Genomic DNA, 18,941 nt, shown 5'->3' with positions numbered 1-18,941 from the left:
TTCTTGTCACTTCCTGTCATTCTTTCAGCCGGTCAATGGTCTTTCGGATGCCGTATGCGACCGATGTCATGTTGTTCTTGATGGATGACAGCGCGGAAGACAGGGTCGATACCGAAACGGAACGTGTCCCGTCCTTGGACTGCAGGAATGCACCCTTGCCGAGAACATTCTGCCACCGGGACTGGATAAGCGAGTTTTCAAGAAGCGCGTCGAACAGGATTACCACACGGCGGATATTGTTCACTCGGATGGAAAAGCCTTTCTTACAGGCGAAAAGAGCCTCCATGTCTTCAATGCGTACAGAAACACAGAACAGATGATAAGTATTGGCACAAGCCACAATACTTTCCATCTGTTCCGGGGTAAAATCACAGCCAAAAGAAAGGGAGAGATCTGCCGGTCGGTCAATGTGGGGCGGACCGAGCGGAGGCAACGATTCCGAGGTATCATACATCCGTTTCAGCTTCATGCACTCGTCAAACGTGAAATTCGGCGTAGCAAAGCAAATCTGGACGAAACGGGCGTACTCGGTCAGCAGCCCCTTGACGATGTGGATGTTCATTTCGTGGCAGTTCCGGCAGGCCGCATGGTCGCAGTCTATGTACCGGTGTCCGTTTACGAAATCGTCCACATAACGGTGGTACTGTTTACCACCCGACACAACATCGTGGAGATAAACTGTTTTTGCTTCGGTTAGCAGGGCGAAAAGTTCATTCGCCACATCCTTCTCCGCAGCGAAGTGCTGCAGGTGTTGGCTCCCTCCAAAAAGAGAGAAGGCCGTCTTCAGGTCTTTTCATGTCGATTTACCTTTTTGAGTTTATAATATGTGATGAAAGCATTAACTTCGGTTGCGTTCACAACCGGAGCAATGCCATAAATTGATGTTTGTAAATTAGACATGAACCACATAGTGCCGTCAATTAGTGAAACAAACCGTTTACAAGATTCACTGCCTCGTCCTTCTTCTTGTTGATAATCTTGGCATACACCTGTGTCATTTTTACGTCGGCATGACCGAGCAACTTCGAGACGGTATATAAATCCGCGCCGAGCGTCAGCATCATGGTGGCGAATGTATGCCGGCTGGTGTGATAGGAGAACCGCTTGGAGATTCCGGCTGCTTTCGCCCAAGGTTTGAGCTGCATCCTGATTGTATTGGCGGACGGCAGGTCGAACACATTATCTTCCGATGATTTTCCCCCACGTTCCGGCATCCACTTCAACGCTTCAGGAGAGAGGGGCAGGTAAATAGGCTCTTTGGTCTTTTTCATGGACACGGCCAAACGGTACTGTCCCCGGTCAACGAACACGTCTTTCCATTTCAACTTGATTATATCGCTGATGCGCAATCCGCAGAAGCAGGAGAACAGATACGCGCATTTTACTATCTCGTATTCCTCGTGGGGCATAGGAGTGTCAATCAACGCCTGTACCTCTTCGATGGTCATGTACGACCGCATACTCTCCGGCTTACGGATTTTCTCCGACTTCTCAAGCTCGTTGAAAGGGTTGGCCTTCATCTTTTTCTTCCTGACGGCAGAGTTCAACGCACCGTTCAACGCACGGTAATAATTGTGAAGCGTGTAGTTTGATATGTCCTTGCCTTTCGGATGATATTCCGTCAACAGATAAGTGATGTAGCCCCGGCAGAAGTCCCCGTCAATCTGATCCAGTGTGACCATTTCTCCGGCATAGTCTTTCAGTATGCGCATGGCAATCTTGATTTGGTTGCCGTCTTTCTTGCCCGCACTCTCTTGGGCTTCCATGTAAACCTTCATCCAGTCCAACAGATAAGTCTTGTCCTTACGGAATACGATTCCTGCCTCATTGCTGGTCAGTTCGATAATACGTTTCGACTTGATGGCATTGGCGGCATCCATTGTCGCCTGATTCTGCCTACGGGCATTATTATCCGTCTCCGGGATAATATACATCTTGAGGTATTCATACGTCCGCTTTCCATCGCGGTATATATCCAGATATAGACTCTTGCTGCCATCGCTCAACGGCTTCATCCGAAGACGAATCGGCTCTTTGACTTTTGTATGATTCTTAACTCGTGCCATAGGGATTCCTTTCTCATTTTTCCTATTGCAAATATACGGATAAGTATCGAGATTAAGAAACAAATAAGAAACAAAATTGCACCAAATAAGAGCCAATTCACTGAAAGTACTGAAAACAACTGAAAATAAAAATAGGCTTATAAAACACTGATTTATAGCTTATTTATTATCACTTTATTGGGTGTTGTTTGCATTTTGTATATATACTGCGTAAATCTGGTAAATTGACACTACGGAGACGATTGCGTGATGCTTATGCTATGCCTACGCATAGCGTGCATTCACGTACTCTCCGTAAAAGGCTTTACCAGAGCCGTCGCTCGAAAGTAGTGTGATTTGCACGCTACTTTTTTGTCCTTGCCCAACGAAAGGAAACGATAATGGGTAAAGTACAGATTCTTGCCGTCCTCACGATGGACGGTTGTCAAAGCTCCGAGTTATGTTGCAAAGCGTATAAGGAACTGCGCCTTGAAGATTGCGGCATCAATAAGATAAGGGAAAACGCCCTTTATCATATCACACCGGATTATTCCATATCTATGCTTGACGAATGGCGGAAATCCACAACAGACATCTGCTATCTGGCAGAAGTCACTCCTGAAAAGGCGGACTACATCAACGGGCTGCTGCGTATGCGTGTGGTGGATGAAATCATACTTTACACGATTCCTTTCATTGCCGGAACGGGAAAGCGTTTCTTCCAGTCCGCCTTGCCACAGGGACAATGGACGCTGACCTCACAGAAGGTGTACCGCAACGGAGTGGTCCGCCATATCTATAAAGCGTGCGTTTGATGTCCGGAAAGTGGACGAATGTTCAGTAAATGAACACTTTAAGCTGAATACAATTCCTGTCGGATAAATAAATTGAGAAATTATCACACTGAAATCCAGCACCTTGCAGAGAGCGTGCCGGATTTTTTCTTTTATGTACACGCTTTTTGCCAATCATATTCATGTGCGCATACCGAAAAACAGAGTGTAAAATTTCAAAATTGACAGGACATGAATTATTTCTTATTGGCGGAAACCGAGTTCTTCCGCCGTATAAACGAAGCCGGGGACTGCAATATGGAAACGGCATACACGGCTTTCGCCACGCAAGTGATCGAACTATGCAGCGGCAATGTGGACACCAACCGCACCATCATTGCGCTGGCTTACATTGAAATCGAGTTGCAGCACCATCCCGTGCGCAATCTTCCCGAAGAAAAGAGGGAGGTTGCAGCCTACATCAGCAAGGCACTCTCTTTCGTGAGGAAGATGCAGAAGTTCCTTGCCGCTCCCCAAGTGCCACCACTAATCCCCATCCGTACATCCTCCGACAACACAACCGAAAATCCCGCCTCACCCCTGCAATGGACGGGCAACGCCATCGACCTCGTGGAACTTATCTACGGCATCAACGAGATGGGCTGCATCAACAACGGCAACATGCCGCTCAAACAGCTGGCCCCGCTTCTCTACAAGATTTTCGGGGTTGAATCAAAGGACTGCTACCGCTTCTATATAGACATCAAACGCCGGAAGAACGAAAGCCGCACCTATTTCCTTAACAGAATGCAGGAGAAACTGAACGAGAGAATGCTCCGCGACGAAGAAATGGAGCGCATGAGAAGATAAAAAATATCCATTATAAATAAAAAGACAGGATGCATGTATTCCTGTCTTTTTAGTTTATATTTGATTACATACTAATTAGTTCTATATGAAACCTTTCAATCCGATAAAGATAAACTGCAAAACATTATGTCTGGGAAATAATAGAACAATTAGTGCTATTAGCATTTATAATTACTACGAACGATGAAACAACTACTTTAAGATTGATCTATAAAAATCGCCACTTTGCAGTTTGTTTTTTGTGTAAAATTCGCCAATTAAAAAATTATGATTATCTTTGCACTATAATTCATAAAGGTATGGAAACAGTAAATAGAATACTTCAAGAGAAGATTACTGCACGAATCGCGCCAAATAAAGCAGTATTAATTTTTGGTGCCCGCCGTGTTGGTAAAACGGTAATGATGCGTAAAATTGTGGACAACTATTCAGGTAGGACTATGATGCTCAACGGTGAAGACTACGACACATTAGCACTTTTGGAGAATCGCTCAATTGCCAATTATCGACATTTGCTGGATGGTATTGATTTGCTGGCTATTGATGAGGCACAGAACATACCACAAATCGGTAGTATTCTGAAGTTGATAGTTGATGAAATACCGGGAATAAGCGTCTTGGCAAGTGGTTCTTCATCATTCGATTTACTGAATAAGACTGGTGAACCGTTGGTAGGTCGCAGTACGCAATTTTTACTTACTCCTTTTTCGCAACGGGAAATAGCACAAATAGAAACCCCTTTTGAAACTCGTCAGAATCTTGAAGCCCGTTTAATTTACGGTTCATATCCTGAAGTAGTAATGATGGAGAACTATGAACGTAAAACAGACTATTTACGCGATATTGTAGGTGCATACCTGCTTAAAGATATCTTAGCAATTGACGGCTTAAAAAATTCGAGCAAGATGCGCGATCTGCTTCGATTGATAGCTTTTCAGTTGGGCAGTGAAGTTTCTTACGATGAGTTAGGTAAACAGCTCAGCATGAGCAAAACAACAGTTGAAAAATATCTTGACCTCTTGGAGAAAGTATTCGTTATATATCGTCTTGGGGCTTACTCGCGCAATCTTCGCAAGGAGGTGACGAAAGCTGGGAAGTGGTATTTCTATGATAATGGCATTCGAAATGCTATTATAGGTGCTTTTTCACCATTGGCTATTCGGCAGGATGTTGGTGCATTGTGGGAGAACTATATCATCGGAGAGCGTCGTAAGGCGAATTTCAACGAAGGGCTGCATAAGGAGTTCTATTTTTGGCGTACTTACGATAAACAAGAGATTGATCTTATCGAAGAGAATCCTAATAATCTGACCGCATTGGAATTTAAATGGGGGAACAAGATGCCGACTGTTCCAAAAGTATTTCAAGAAGCATATCCACACGTAGAGTTTCATGTGGTGAACAGGGAAAATTATTTAGAATTTGTGTAATGTAAAAATTTATAAGAGTATGTATTTAAGCCGGTTGCATATTAGTAAGTTTAGAGTATTCGATGATATCACCTTGTATTTCAAGAATGGTATAAATATACTGATTGGAGAAAATAATTCGGGAAAAACCGCAATTATAGATGCCTTACGTATATGTCTCGGATGCGGTAAACCAGATAACTTTATTTATGTGCAAGACGGAGATTTACATGTTAATCCGGAAAATCCTTCAGAAATCAACACAGTCATACAATTTGACTTGATATTTGAATTTGGAGATGCGTCAATTGAAAGGGAATGTTTCTATGATTTCATATCACAAGATAAAGACAATCCTGACAAGCAAACGATACAGTTGCATTTGAAATTCATCCAAGAAAATAATGGGAAGAAAAAATATTTCAAACGAATAATATGGGGTGGAGACAACGAAGGGCAGCAAGTACCTTATGAATCTTTACAAGAAATCTTTTATACCTATTTAAGTCCACTAAGAGATGCCGTAAGTTGTCTGCGACCTTATTCATATGACAATAAAACATCGCAGTTATTCAACCAACTTACAAAATATGACAAAGGCAACGAAAGCATACCTCTGAATGAAGAAAAGAAAAAATCACTTGCAAAAAATCTATACCAAATCTTCGAGAATGATGCTTATGATTGGAAACATATTTTAACTACAGGAAAGAGCAAAGTTAATGAGCATCTTGAAGGTACAGGAATAACTCTAAAACATCCTGATATAGAAATGCGCTATGTAGGCCGAGAGTTCTCGGATGTTGTACGTGGTATCGAATTAAAATGTCCGGTTTATAAAACAGTCGAAGCCGGACAAGAACAGAAATACTTTACCCTATCTCAAAATGGTTTAGGTGAAAACAATCTTATTTTCACATCCGTTGTCTTAGGAGATCTTATCAACAGATGCGAAGACCATGCTTTGGAAATCTACAACGCTTTACTTGTGGAAGAGCCCGAAGCACACTTGCATCCACAGTATCAGAATACTTTCTTCGAGTATCTAAATGAATTACAAAGCAAAGGACTTCAAGTATTTGTAACATCGCACTCACCGACAATTACGGCTAAATCGGATGTCAATAATATTTCCATTTTGCAACGTAAACAAAGTATTATACAGTCATTTTCATTTGATGAATTATCGGAAGATGATTATCCGAAAGAAAGTAAACGACATTTGCGAAAATTCTTGGACACGACAAAAGCTCAATTATTTTTTGCTAACGGAGTGTTGTTGGTAGAAGGTGTCGCAGAAGCGATTATTATACCCATTCTCGCAAAGAAATTCTTGACCGAAAAAATCGACTTGTGTAAAAGTGGCATTGAATTAGTCAATATCGGAGGTGTCGCATTCAATCATTTTGGGTTATTATTTAACAATGATGATGAGAGAAAGCGACTATTGTCGAAATGTGCGATCATTACAGACAGCGATCCCAAAGACAATGGAGATATATCTGACAGAGCGCAAAAAGCAAAGGATTTAGAGAAACATAACCTGAAAGTATGTTTGGCTACACACACTCTTGAGCATGATTTATTCGAACAATCTGAGCGTAACAAAGCTATAATGCGAGATGTATATCGAAAAATACATGCTCAAACAGATGATTTAAGTGGTGATTTTAATGTCTCTACTTTAATGAAAAAACTCAAATCTAATAAAGATAAAGCGGAATTTGCATTACAACTTTGTGATAGATTAGAAACCGAAGTAGCGTTCGATGTACCTGATTATATAAAGGATGCTATTTTGTTCATAGCCCCTTCAGAATAAAAGTATGGATATTCAATTATCAGCACAACAACAAGCTGTTGTAGGTTGCAACGAGCCGAGAATTGTCGTGAAAGCCTGTCCGGGAAGTGGAAAGACTTTCTCTGTGGCTGCGCGTATGGCAAAACTTTTACGAGAGAATAATTTATCGAGACACCGAGGAATTGCAGCCATATCTTTTACCAACACTGCATGTGAGGTTATACAAAAAGAACTTAAAGAGACATTCGGTTGTCGAAATATAGGTTATCCTTCATTTATAGGGACGATTGATAGTTTTATAAATACTTACATATTTCTGCCTTATGCCCATTTAGTTATGGGATGTGATTGTCGTCCTGAAATAGTAGGAACCGCATTTAATAAATGGTTTGATTATGATCCGACCCAAACAAGATATATTAGGGGTAAGCACGGTGAACGAATAATTACATCTCGTGATACCAACTACTATTTCGATCTCATATCATTTGGGCTTAATGACCAATTATTGCGATTAGCCCCATATCAGTCATATCATTTCGGAAAAGCGGATTGGGATAATCCCAATAAGAAAGATGGTTCACCTAAAAAGATTATATCTGAATTGAAAGAGATGAAATGGAAACATTTCAATGCAGGCAAGTTCAATCAGGCAGATGCGATATATTTTACATTCAGAATATTAGATAAATATCCTTCAATAACACAAAATCTTGTCCGTAGATTTCCTATATTGATAATTGATGAAGCTCAAGACACAACAGAGTTGCAAATGGCTATAATTGATAAATTATCTCAATATGGAGCGGAATCTATTATGTTGATTGGGGATCCTGACCAAGCAATTTTTGAATGGAATACTGCCAGTCCACATTTATTTATGGAAAAATACAATAATCCAGATTGGCATTCATTGGATTTGTCGGAAAATAGACGTAGCTCCGAAAAAATATGTCAATTAGCTAATCGTTTCTCAGGAAATGAAATGTGTTCAATAGCAAGTGACAAGGATTACACAGACGAGCCATGTATTAAAGGGCATCTCGACACGCCGGAATCTGTCAATCAAATTACGAATCATTTCATCGAAAAATGCAATGAGATGGGATTGGATGAATCTGAATATGCAGTTGTATTTCGAGGACAAAAGTTTGGCGAAACAAACTTTGGATTAGTAAACAATGATAGCTCATCAAGACAGAATAGTCCGTGGATAAACGGACACTACGGCGTTAGAGATATTGTATATGGAAAATATTTGATTGATCATGGAAAATATACTGACGGACTATCTCTTATAGAAAAAGGTTGCTATAAAATAACAAAGCGAGTACGGTATGTTCCCGCAAGTACAATACGAAAAGAAATAGGGGAAGTAGGGTTTAGAAGACATAGAGCAGAAATGGTTGAGTTTATTCAAAAATTACCTTCAACGAATAATACACTGTCTAATTGGATTACGGAACTTCAACAAACGGGCATAAATCTAACTGTTGATTTGGGCAAGGCGAATGTCCGTATTGAATCGCTTTTTAGAACAGTAAATCATCTCTTTCGGCAAGAGCGACCTTACCTGAAAACAATTCATTCGGTAAAAGGCATGACATTGGAGGCTATTTTAGTATTTCTATCTAAAAAAGCTGTCAGCACGAACTATGCAACGATTTTGAATAATCCTGCAAAGTATTCTGTTGACAATAATGAAGAACTCCGCATTGTGTATGTTGCATGTACACGACCTAAAAAAATGTTATGGATAGCCGTTCCATCAGACGATATCGATTGTTGGAGAAATAAATTGTTCTAAGCAAAAACAGATGATGCGATATTGTTTGCCATCATCTGTTTTTTGCTTTATATTTAACTACTTGGTAATAATATGCTTATAACGGGGCAGAACAAGGTATCAAACTTGTCCCGCCCGTTTCCGTTACCGACTGCCTCCTGTCGGCTATTTCTGCTGCAACAGATGTTTCAGATTTTCGTCATTAGCGATGCGTTCCAACTCTTCCTGAACAATCTGTTTCACCTCCTCCTTGATGCGCCTGTAATTCGCCTGCACTGTTTCCTTCATGCAGTCTTTGCCATCCTCGTCCGTGAAGTCGGTAATGATGGGTATCGGCTTGTAGGCTTTCTCCTCGCGTTTCACCTTCTCGGCATCCACGACAATCTCACAGTGGAAAATCTTCTGCTCGATACGCTCGTTGAAGTTGTCGGACACCGAACCGACAAACATGCCCTGCGTCAATCCGGAAATCTTGCTCGGCGGGATAAGCGCGTCCATCTGCGTGTTGATGGATGTAGAAACGTCCTGCCGGTTGATAGAGATAGACTGCCGTTTTTGCAACACCTTTCCGAACCGCTCCGAAAGCGTCTTGGCGGTTTCGCCCACCACCTGACCGGAGAAGATATTTCCGACAGTATTCATCACGACTTTGGCTTCTTTATCGCCATAGTCACGCACCAACTGGCTGAAATCCTGAAATCCCAGACATACGGCAACCTTGTTGCTTCGTGCGGTGGCGATAAGGTTGTCCAGCCCCTTGAAATATATCGTCGGAAGCTCGTCGATGATAACTGACGACTTCAACATCCCTTTCTTGTTGATGAGCTTCACGATACGGGAATTATACAGACCGAGAGCCGCCCCGTAAATGTTCTGACGGTCCGGATTGTTGCCCACACAGAGGATTTTCGGCTCTTCGGGATTGTTGATGTCCAGCGTGAACTCGCTGTCCGACATCACCCAATAGAGCTGCGGGGAAATCATGCGTGACAGTGGAATTTTCGCCGATGCGATCTGCCCCATCAACTGCTCGGCAGCCCCTCCGAGCCATGCGTCCATGAACGGTGAGAGATAGTTCTCCAGTTCGGGATAAGAGGTCAGAATCGGGAAAATATCCTCATAGCGGCGGTTCAGGAACTCGATGGCATGGGGGAACGTGCAATACTTGCCGTTCTGAAAAATTTTAAGATACCAGATGATAGCCGCGAAAAGGATGATGGGCGATTCCACAAAGAAGTCGCCCTGCTTCTGCACCCAACTTTTATTTAAGTTGAGCATGATGGTGTACGCGCTCTCGTAAGCGTCCGTGATGTCCTCCATGAAGTCCGGGTGAATGGGATTGCAACGGTGCGAGCGTCGCGGGTCGTCGAAGTTTATCACATAAAACTTCGGCTTCACCTTGTACCCCTCCGGGTGGTTGAGCAGATGATTATAGGCAATCGTGGACAAGTCACTGAATTTGAAATCATAGACATACATCGAGAAGCCCTTCTCAATCTGCTGCTTGATGAAATTGTTTACTACCGCGTATGACTTTCCGCTGCCCGGCGTACCCAACACGATGGACGCACGAAACGGATTCACGACATTGATCCAGCCGTTGTTCCAACGTTTCCTGTAATAAAAGCGTGTGGGCAGATTGACCGAATACTCGCTTTCGATAAGCCGTGTTTCCTGCATGAAGCTCTCGTTCTCGTTGTTGAACACGTCATCCATGAGGTTATGCTTCAACAGGCGGCTCATCCACAGACCGCCCATCAGCAGGCATACATAGCCCGTGCCTACGGTCAGCACGTAAAGCCCCGTCACCGCTTCAACCGGCAGCGGCAATGCCAGTATCCACCAATTGAGGAAGAACAGCACGAACCCTGCGGCAAGTGCCGTCCAGATTCTTCCCCAAGTGATTTTCTCTCCCTTCACACCCTTTGTCCCCAGACAGGACAGGGCAAGCAGGAGAACGGCAAACAGTTTCGTGTAGAGGATGGAACGGAACAGCCCCGCCGTGCGGTCGAAGTTCATCAGGATTCTGTCCACCACGCCGATGTCCACGCCCCATAGCCGTATGGCTTCATAGCAGAACCAGTACACGTTCATGACCACTAAAATAATACTCACGGCACGCAGAAAATCCATGATTTTCGCCAATGCCCTCAAATCGTCTTCTTGTTGTGACATAGATTGAAAATTTTTGATTGTTGATACCTCGATTACATTCCCAAGCCCTTGCGCCTTTTCTTTTTCTTCTTGCGCTGCATCGCCCGGATAAAGGCTTCCTCCTCGGCATCCACTGCCGGACCTTCGGGAGTGAGCAGACCGACACCGCCCACCGTGTCCTCGTGGTCGGATGCGGTCTGTCTGCGCATATCCTCTCCTGTTTCCACCGGAACGGACAGCGGAATCGGCGGCTGTCCGGCATAAGGCAGCGTGAAGTGTTCCTGCAAGGCGTTGGCGGAAAGCTCCTTGCCCATGCGCGAGCCATTCAGCACGCAGCCCGTGCGGTGGTCGATGAACGTGGCTCCGTAGATGCGTCCTTCCTCCGTATAGCGCAGCACGGTGTCGATACCCTTCTCCCTGAGCCGCGAAACGAACTTCTCCTTGTCATACGTGCCTTCAAGCACGGAAAGGACGGCGCGTTTTGTCATGTCGGCGAGTTTCCGGTCCTTAATCTCCTGCTTGGAACGGGCAAACTTCTTCTGCACGGCTTCATAGCCGGCGGACTTCCCGAAAAGCGAGGACTTGAACGGGTTGCCCGTCTTATTCCCGGCATCATCGGTGACGGAATAGACCAGCCCGTGATACTCGCGTCCGCGCACGTTTCCCCGCGCTTCCTCCACCGTCATATTATATAAGGAAAGGAGGGCGCGGTATTCACCCATCGTCTGGAAACGGTACTGTCCGTTCAGAGCCTTGACGGTATTCCCGATCTGCCTCTTCACGTCGCCCGCCGAAGCGTCCACCTTGCGCAGCGGGTTCTCTATCCGTTGATTCTTACGTTCCGCCGGGTGCAGCCCGTACTTTTGTTCCAGTTCCCGCCGGATGCGGTCGCTGCGACGGAAAAGGAAATCCTGATTGAGCCGCCTGCCTTTCTCATCCACATTGATTGTCACGATATGCAGATGGTGGCGGTCTATGTCCTCGTGCTTGACAACAAGGTACGGCTGGTTGCCGTAGCCGAGTTTCTCCAGATACTCGCGTGCGATGTCCTGCAATTCCGTGTCGGTCAGCACGTCGTCGGGATGCGGGTTGAGAGAGATATGGAGTACCGGTTTCTCCACCCTCGTATGCTCCGGCATACAGGCAAGAAAGCCCTCCATCGCCTTGCGTATGTCCACCGTCCCCGTGCCGTCATTGTAGATGCGGTTGGTGGTGAGCAGACGCCCTTTCGCCTCGTTGATCTTTTCCCCGTTGTAGGCAAGCGCGCCGTACAACGACTTTCCTACACTGATTTTTGCGACCATTTCGCCTCCATTTCCCTTGAAAGTTCCACAATCTGACGGCTCAGTTTCACGAGTTCGACGGTCTGTTGCTCCAGCTTGTAGAGCAACGCCATCGCCTTTTTCTCGGAAAAATGCAGCCTGAGTTCCTTCACGACTTGGTTGTAGTTCGTGCCTACCGCGCGGAACTGCGCATGGAAATCGGACAGTCTGGTGTAGTAATCCACCAGCGTCCTGTCCACTTTCAGCACCCTGAACGGCTGCCCGAAGAAGTGCGCCTTGATGAAAACCGACTTGGCGTAAACGCCCGACTTCTCGAACATGGCGAGGAAACGGTTGTGTTCCTCCTCGTTGAAACGGACGGTGTAGCGGAACACCGCCGGATCAAGTTTGGGATTTCTCCCGGTCTTGTTTCTTTTCTCTTTCATATAAACTTTGGATTTAGCGGATGGACGGCATAAGCCGCCGCTTCTTGGCACAGACACCGCAGGTTTGAAAGGCTTCCCGACTTCGGAGAGGAAGCCCGCCCCCTGCAAGGGCAAGTGCTTTTCGTGGCTGCTCAAAACGTTTTGAGCGGCTGAAAAGACATCTTGCTATGTTCAGACGAACATAAAAATCCGTCGGGGACGGATTGGGGGAATACCTTTCAAACTCCGGGCTGCGCCACCTGCGGCGAACCCTGCCGTTCGGGTGCAAAGTTACGCCCTTAAAGCGGTATCGGACAGAGGCTTGCCCCGGACAATCAGTGCCAACCGGCGCAACATGCCGCCACTTGCCGGGGAAGTGGTGCGGATTCAAAAATATCCTTGTTTATTTGCAGCATGATTCAAGAAACGAACGATTTGAAGATATGAAAAATGAGGCTTTCAAATACCCGGCAAACCGCTTCGGCGGCTATTTGCCAGACCGGATACCCGAACCTTCGGATGCCCGGCTTTCCAATGACGCGGTGATTCACGGATTCAATGACTTCATGACGCAATGTCGTCATTCACCAGTTATCCGAATCCCTGCCTCACCGTTGAAGCGGATACGTGACGAACCGGACAGGCGGAGATTCGCGGACGCGGATATACATGTCACCGATTCCGTATCGGAGCAGGAAAACAATTCATCAACCATTAAAACCAACAGAACCATGAGTAATGAAACATTCGTTGCATTCGCAACACAGAAAGGGGGCATCGGCAAATCCACCGTCACGGCACTTGCCGCCAACTACCTCCACAACGTGAAAGGACACAATGTCGCCGTCATAGACTGCGACGCCCCGCAGCACAGCATACACGGGTTGCGTGAGCGTGAAACGGGACTTATCGGCGGGAGCCTCTATTTCAAGGCACTCGCGTGTGACCACTTCCGCAAGATAAGGAAGAACGCCTACCCGGTCATCGCAAGCGACGCCCTTAACGCCCTCGATGATGCCGAAAGGATGCTTGCCGAAGAAAAGGTGAAACCCGACGTCGTGTTCTTCGACATGCCGGGAACCCTGAAAAGCAACGGCGTGGTCAAGACCCTCTCGCAGATGGACTACATCTTCGCGCCCATGAGTGCCGACCGTTTTGTCGTGGAAAGCACCCTGCAATTCGCCGTGATGTTCCGCGACAACCTCATGACGACGGGACAGGCGAAAACAAAAGGGCTGTACCTCTTCTGGACGATGGTGGACGGCAGGGAGAAGAACGGGCTTTACGACCTGTATGGGGATGTGATAGCCGAGATGGGGCTGCCGGTGCTGTCCACCCGCCTGCCCGACAGCAAGAAGTTCCGGCGCGACCTCTCGGAAGAGCGCAAGAGCGTGTTCCGCTCTACCATCTTCCCGATGGATGCGTCCCTGCTGAAAGGGAGCGGCATCCGTGAGTTCTCGGAAGAGATAAGCCGTATCATCAGACCTCAATAATCATGGGCAGCAGGAAAGTGAACACCGAAGGCATTGACGAGGAACTGTTGATAGCCTCCATCGGCAGACGCAGGCAGGACGGGACCCTGTACCACGCGCAGGAGCCGCCCGCACCTGCTCCCGAAGAAGAAAGCGTCCCTGAAACGGAACCGCCGCCCGTGCAATACACGGCAAAGGAAAAACCGCAGAGGGACACCGTCCGCCGCAAACGGCAGGAGGACGACTATTCCGGGCTGTTCCTCCGCCGCAACGAGATAAAGACGCGCCAGTGCGTCTATATCAGCCGCGACGTCCACAGCAAGATTCTCAAAATCGTGAACGACATCGCCGGGCGTGAAATCTCGGTAGGCGGCTACGTGGACACCGTGCTGCGCCAACATCTGGAACAGCACAAGGAGAAAATAAACGAACTGTACAAGAAACAACGTGAAGACTTGATTTGAATATGGAAAAGAACCAGAAAAACAGAAGTCCGCAGCATGACGGCGGCGGTATGCTTGCCCAAGTGCAGGCGAGTGTGGAAATCCTGTCCCCCGTGCCGTTATGCGGCAAATGCGGTGAGAAGGACTATGAACGGCTGTTCATCCGTGAAGCCGAAGTGAAGGCACGCGAGGGAAAGATGGCGTATGTGCGCCCGGAGTACCACGACCGCATCATGCGCATCACCCGTGTGATCGGGCATGACCGGCTGTCGCTGTCCGCCTACATCGACCATGTGCTTACGCACCACTTCAACCAGTGCGAGGAGGCGATAAAAAGCCTTTACGCCCGGAATTACGACGCAGTATTTTAACCCTCAAAAAAGAGAACGTGCATGAGTGAAACAATAAGCATGACTGATATTCTGCTGACCGTATCGGTCGGCTGCAACCTGTGGTTCCTGTTCCTGCTCCTTTATGACAGGATCATGGAAACCAGACTTGTCCGCTTCCTCAGAAGCATAGCCGGAGTGTGGCGGTCGTTGGGCGGCACGGCGGCAAAGCCCGAAGCGGTAAGGGAAATACCGCCCGCAGACACCCCGGACATCATCGGCAAGAGCCGTTTCAGGATGGCATCGACCCGGACAACCGCTGCCATACCGACGCAAGAAGCCGCCACTTCGGAAAAAGGCATTGAGCTGACGGAGGAAGAGGCTACTTTTGACGACGGAAACACGGAAACCGTGTCCCGTCCCGCCCAAATCCCGGAGGATAAACTCGACGAAACCTTCACGAGCCTCACGCCTTCGGAACTGGAGTTCGGGGAGGACGAGCCGGAGGAAGAAACGCCCGACGCGCCGAGGGCATCCGGAAGCAGCTTCGACGAGATAGACGATGCGGTCAGAACCGCCAAGAACCCGGAAGCGACAACGACGGAACGGGAGCGGGCGGCAAAGGTCTTCACCGACATGGAAGGGACGGAGCTGTACGAGAAGCTGATGACCGGCTCGTCTGAAATGAGCATCCGCATCAAGGGGCTTATCGAAATCCGGCTGAAGAAACCGAAAAAGGATTTTGTCGTCCCGGACAATATTGAGGACTTCGACATCCGCAACTATGTATAACGACTAAAAAAGAATGAAAATGAAAACGTAAGACGGCATCACCCACGCGCACGGCGGTACAAGGTACAGCCGGTCCGCAACGGACACACCCAAGTCCGTAGAAACAAACGGGCAACCCACTAAACCAAAGAAAAGTAACCGAGTATCAACCGCCCGACAAAGGACCATCCACCCTTTTGACGGCACAAAACAAGAACAGTTTATGAACAAGAACAACAGACAGAAACTTATCCTCTCAGCGGCACTTCTGGTTGCCGTAACCGCCTCCGCCTTCGCGCAGGGGAACGGCATCGCGGGCATCAACGAAGCCACCTCTATGGTGAGTTCGTACTTCGACCCCGGCACGAAACTCATCTACGCCATCGGCGCGGTAGTCGGGCTTATCGGGGGCGTGAAAGTGTACGGGAAATTCTCGTCCGGCGATCCCGATACCTCCAAAACAGCGGCAAGCTGGTTCGGAGCGTGCATCTTCCTGATTGTCGCCGCCACCATCCTGCGCTCATTCTTCCTTTAATAAACCAATGTATGGCTGAATACCCGATAAACAAGGGTATCGGCCGTCCGGTAGAATTCAAGGGCTTGAAGGCTCAGTACCTCTTCATCTTCTGCGGAGGTCTGCTGGCTCTCTTCGTCCTGTTCGTCATCCTCTACATGGTCGGCATCGACCAGTGGGTATGTATCGGCTTCGGCGTGGCATCGTCTTCCGTCCTCGTGTGGCAGACCTTCGCACTGAACGCCCGGTACGGCGAACACGGACTGATGAAATTAGGGGCAACAAGGAGCCATCCCCGATACCTTATCAACCGGCGGCGGATCACCCGATTATTCAAACGGAAACGAAAGGAAGAAACGACATGAGGAATACATCCAAAATGACAACACTGGAAAACAAGTTCCCGCTATTAGCGGTGGAGCAAGGCTGCATCATCTCCAAAGACGCCGACATCACGGTGGCTTTCGAGGTGGAGCTGCCGGAGCTTTACACCGTGACGGGCGCGGAGTACGAGGCGATACACGGCTGCTGGTGCAAGGCGATCAAGGTGCTGCCGGACTTCTCCGTTGTCCACAAGCAGGACTGGTTCATCAAGGAGAAGTACAGACCGGAGTTGCAAAAGGAGGACATGAGTTTCCTCTCACGGAGCTTCGAGCGTCACTTCAACGAGCGACCGTACCTGAAGCACACGTGCTACCTCTACCTAACCAAGACGACGAAGGAGCGTAACCGGATGCAGAGCAATTTCAGCACGCTGTGCCGGGGGCATATCATCCCGAAGGAGCTGGACAAGGAAACCGCCGCGAAGTTCATGGAGGCTGCGGAACAGTTCGAGCGCATCATCAACGACAGCGGCTTTGTCAGGCTGCGCCGCCTCTCCACCGACGAGATTGTGGGGACGGAAGGCAAAACCGGACTGATAGAGCGTTATTTCTCGCTCATGCCCGAAGGCGATGCCACGTTGCAGGACATAGACCTCTCGGCACGGGAGATGCGCATCGGCGACAACCGCCTGTGCCTGCACACCCTGTCCGACGCGGAAGACCTGCCCGGCACGGTGGCTACCGACACCCGGTATGAGAAACTCTCCACCGACCGCTCGGACTGCCGCCTCTCCTTTGCATCCCCGGTGGGGCTGCTGCTCTCCTGCAACCACATCTACAACCAGTACGTGATTATCGACAACAGCGAGGAGAACCTTCAAAAATTCGAGAAGTCCGCGAGGAATATGCAGTCGTTATCCCGATACAGCCGGAGCAACAGCATCAACCGCGAGTGGATAGACCGATACTTGAACGAGGCGCACTCCTACGGTCTGACCTCGGTGCGGGCGCACTTCAACGTCATGGTGTGGAGCGACGACGCGGAAGAGCTGAAGCACATAAAGAACGACGTGGGCAGCCAGCTGGCAAGCATGGAGTGCGTGCCGCGCCACAACACCATCGACTGCCCGACACTCTATTGGGCGGCGATGCCCGGCAATGCTGCGGACTTTCCGGCGGAAGAGAGTTTCCACACCTTCATTGAACAGGCGGTGTGCCTCTTCACGGAGGAAACCAACTACCGCAGCTCGCTCTCGCCCTTCGGCATCAAGATGGTGGACAGGCTCACGGGAAAACCGCTGCACCTCGACATCAGTGACCTGCCGATGAAGCGGGGCATCACCACGAACAGGAACAAGTTCGTATTAGGTCCTTCGGGTAGCGGCAAGTCGTTCTTCATGAACCATTTGGTGCGCCAATATTACGAGCAGGGCGCGCATGTGGTATTGGTGGACACGGGAAACTCCTATCAGGGATTGTGCGAGATGATACGGCGCAAGACGGGCGGCACGGACGGCGTGTATTTCACCTACACGGAGGAGAAGCCCATCAGCTTCAACCCGTTCTACACCGACGACTACGTGTTTGACGTGGAGAAGAAGGACAGCATCAAGACGCTGCTGCTGACGCTCTGGAAGTCGGAGGACGACAAGGTGACGAAAACCGAAAGCGGGGAATTGGGCAGTGCCGTGAGTGCCTACATCGAGCGCATCAGGGCAGACCGGAGCATCGTGCCGTCGTTCAACACTTTCTACGAGTACATGCGCGACGACTACCGCAGGGAACTGGCGGAGCGTGACATCAAGGTGGAGAAGGAGGACTTCAACATCGACAACATGCTCACCACCATGCGGCAGTATTACCGGGGCGGACGCTACGACTTCCTGCTCAACTCGGCGGAGAACATCGACCTGCTGGGCAAACGGTTCATCGTCTTCGAGATTGATTCCATCAAGGACAACCGCGAACTGTTCCCGGTAGTGACCATCATCATCATGGAAGCCTTCATCAACAAGATGCGGCGTCTGAAAGGTGTGAGAAAGCAGCTTATCGTGGAAGAGGCTTGGAAGGCTCTCTCTTCGGCAAATATGGCTGACTACCTGCGCTATATGTACAAGACGGTGCGCAAGTATTTCGGTGAGGCAATCGTGGTGACGCAGGAGGTGGACGACATCATTTCCTCACCCGTTGTCAAGGAGAGCATCATCAACAACTCGGACTGTAAAATCCTGCTCGACCAGCGCAAGTACATGAACAAGTTCGACCAGATTCAGGCGTTGCTCGGACTGACGGAGAAGGAGAAGTCGCAGATACTCTCCATCAACATGGCGAACAACCCCTCACGGCTCTACAAGGAGGTGTGGATAGGCTTGGGCGGCACGCAGTCGGCGGTCTATGCCACCGAGGTGAGCGCGGAGGAATATCTGGCGTACACCACCGAGGAAACGGAAAAGGTGGAGGTGTACCGTCTGGCGGAGCAATTGGGCGGCGACATCGAAGCCGCCATCCGGCAGCTTGCCGAAAGGCGGAGAAACAAGAACAATCAATAAACCAATCATCAACAA

Annotated in this window: 17 protein-coding genes; 12 read left to right on the top strand and 5 right to left on the bottom strand. The window is 48.3% G+C overall.

Annotated elements, in window-relative coordinates; genetic code table 11:
- Positions 1-16: 16 nt before the first annotated feature.
- Positions 17-721 carry a hypothetical protein gene (locus HMPREF1534_RS0119305; protein WP_004301353.1) on the bottom strand — a complete coding sequence of 235 codons (705 nt, stop codon included), beginning with the start codon at positions 719-721 and terminating at the stop codon, positions 17-19.
- A gap of 199 nt (positions 722-920) precedes the next feature.
- On the bottom strand, positions 921-2,066 hold the full coding sequence (locus HMPREF1534_RS02465) for a site-specific integrase (RefSeq protein ID WP_004301355.1): 1,146 nt from the start codon (positions 2,064-2,066) through the stop codon (positions 921-923).
- Positions 2,067-2,446: 380 nt separating this feature from the next.
- Here HMPREF1534_RS02465 and HMPREF1534_RS02470 point away from each other — a divergent pair, with 380 nt between their 5' ends.
- From HMPREF1534_RS02470 to HMPREF1534_RS02490, 5 genes are all read left to right on the top strand, one after another.
- Complete coding sequence (locus tag HMPREF1534_RS02470) at positions 2,447-2,860, top strand: dihydrofolate reductase family protein (protein ID WP_005944197.1); 414 nt, start codon at positions 2,447-2,449, stop codon at positions 2,858-2,860.
- A 210-nt stretch (positions 2,861-3,070) separates the two neighbouring features.
- Entirely contained in the window at positions 3,071-3,688 is a 618-nt protein-coding gene (locus tag HMPREF1534_RS02475) for an RteC domain-containing protein (protein WP_005944195.1), read from the top strand.
- A 299-nt stretch (positions 3,689-3,987) separates the two neighbouring features.
- The gene (locus HMPREF1534_RS02480) at positions 3,988-5,118 is read left to right on the top strand and encodes an ATP-binding protein (RefSeq protein WP_005944193.1); all 1,131 of its coding nucleotides are present in this window, start codon (positions 3,988-3,990) and stop codon (positions 5,116-5,118) included.
- Between the two features lie 19 nt (positions 5,119-5,137).
- Positions 5,138-6,919, top strand: a complete 1,782-nt coding sequence (locus HMPREF1534_RS02485; RefSeq protein WP_005944191.1) for an ATP-dependent nuclease — start codon at positions 5,138-5,140, stop codon at positions 6,917-6,919.
- A 4-nt stretch (positions 6,920-6,923) separates the two neighbouring features.
- Positions 6,924-8,705: a UvrD-helicase domain-containing protein gene (locus HMPREF1534_RS02490; protein WP_005944188.1), complete on the top strand. Its 1,782-nt coding sequence runs from the start codon at positions 6,924-6,926 to the stop codon at positions 8,703-8,705.
- 144 nt (positions 8,706-8,849) lie between these two features.
- Here HMPREF1534_RS02490 and mobC read toward each other — a convergent pair whose 3' ends face one another.
- From mobC to mobA, 3 genes are read right to left on the bottom strand one after another with little or no spacing between them, the layout of a single operon-like run.
- Positions 8,850-10,859 carry a conjugal transfer protein MobC gene (mobC, locus tag HMPREF1534_RS02495; protein ID WP_005944186.1) on the bottom strand — a complete coding sequence of 670 codons (2,010 nt, stop codon included), beginning with the start codon at positions 10,857-10,859 and terminating at the stop codon, positions 8,850-8,852.
- 32 nt (positions 10,860-10,891) lie between these two features.
- Positions 10,892-12,142 (bottom strand): conjugal transfer protein MobB, encoded by a 1,251-nt coding sequence (mobB, locus tag HMPREF1534_RS02500; RefSeq protein ID WP_005944183.1) that lies wholly within the window; start codon positions 12,140-12,142, stop codon positions 10,892-10,894.
- Positions 12,121-12,546: a conjugal transfer protein MobA gene (gene mobA / locus HMPREF1534_RS02505; protein WP_005944180.1), complete on the bottom strand. Its 426-nt coding sequence runs from the start codon at positions 12,544-12,546 to the stop codon at positions 12,121-12,123. Before mobA ends, mobB begins: the two co-directional genes overlap by 22 nt.
- A 422-nt stretch (positions 12,547-12,968) precedes the next feature.
- On the opposite strand from mobA, the gene HMPREF1534_RS02510 reads away from it, so the two are divergent.
- The 7 genes from HMPREF1534_RS02510 (at position 12,969) to HMPREF1534_RS02535 (ending at position 18,926) form a co-directional block, all read left to right on the top strand.
- On the top strand, positions 12,969-14,018 hold the full coding sequence (locus HMPREF1534_RS02510; RefSeq protein ID WP_008765477.1) for a ParA family protein: 1,050 nt from the start codon (positions 12,969-12,971) through the stop codon (positions 14,016-14,018).
- A 2-nt stretch (positions 14,019-14,020) separates the two neighbouring features.
- Entirely contained in the window at positions 14,021-14,461 is a 441-nt protein-coding gene (locus HMPREF1534_RS02515) for a DUF3408 domain-containing protein (protein WP_005944168.1), read from the top strand.
- Between the two features lie 2 nt (positions 14,462-14,463).
- Positions 14,464-14,811: a DUF3408 domain-containing protein gene (locus HMPREF1534_RS02520; RefSeq protein ID WP_005944164.1), complete on the top strand. Its 348-nt coding sequence runs from the start codon at positions 14,464-14,466 to the stop codon at positions 14,809-14,811.
- A 21-nt stretch (positions 14,812-14,832) separates the two neighbouring features.
- Positions 14,833-15,561, top strand: coding sequence for a hypothetical protein (locus tag HMPREF1534_RS02525; protein ID WP_005944161.1), 729 nt, complete (start codon positions 14,833-14,835; stop codon positions 15,559-15,561).
- Between the two features lie 202 nt (positions 15,562-15,763).
- Positions 15,764-16,075, top strand: a complete 312-nt coding sequence (locus tag HMPREF1534_RS02530) for a DUF4134 domain-containing protein (protein WP_005944158.1) — start codon at positions 15,764-15,766, stop codon at positions 16,073-16,075.
- An 11-nt stretch (positions 16,076-16,086) separates the two neighbouring features.
- A complete protein-coding gene (locus HMPREF1534_RS20090; protein WP_005944155.1) occupies positions 16,087-16,419 on the top strand; it encodes a DUF4133 domain-containing protein in 333 nt (110 codons plus the stop codon).
- On the top strand, positions 16,416-18,926 hold the full coding sequence (locus HMPREF1534_RS02535) for a TraG family conjugative transposon ATPase (RefSeq protein ID WP_005944152.1): 2,511 nt from the start codon (positions 16,416-16,418) through the stop codon (positions 18,924-18,926). The genes HMPREF1534_RS20090 and HMPREF1534_RS02535 overlap by 4 nt, the downstream gene beginning before the upstream one ends.
- Positions 18,927-18,941: the final 15 nt, after the last annotated feature.

Source organism: Phocaeicola massiliensis B84634 = Timone 84634 = DSM 17679 = JCM 13223, assembly GCF_000382445.1.
Taxonomy (GTDB): domain Bacteria; phylum Bacteroidota; class Bacteroidia; order Bacteroidales; family Bacteroidaceae; genus Phocaeicola; species Phocaeicola massiliensis.
This window is presented reverse-complemented; position numbering and strand designations above follow the sequence as displayed.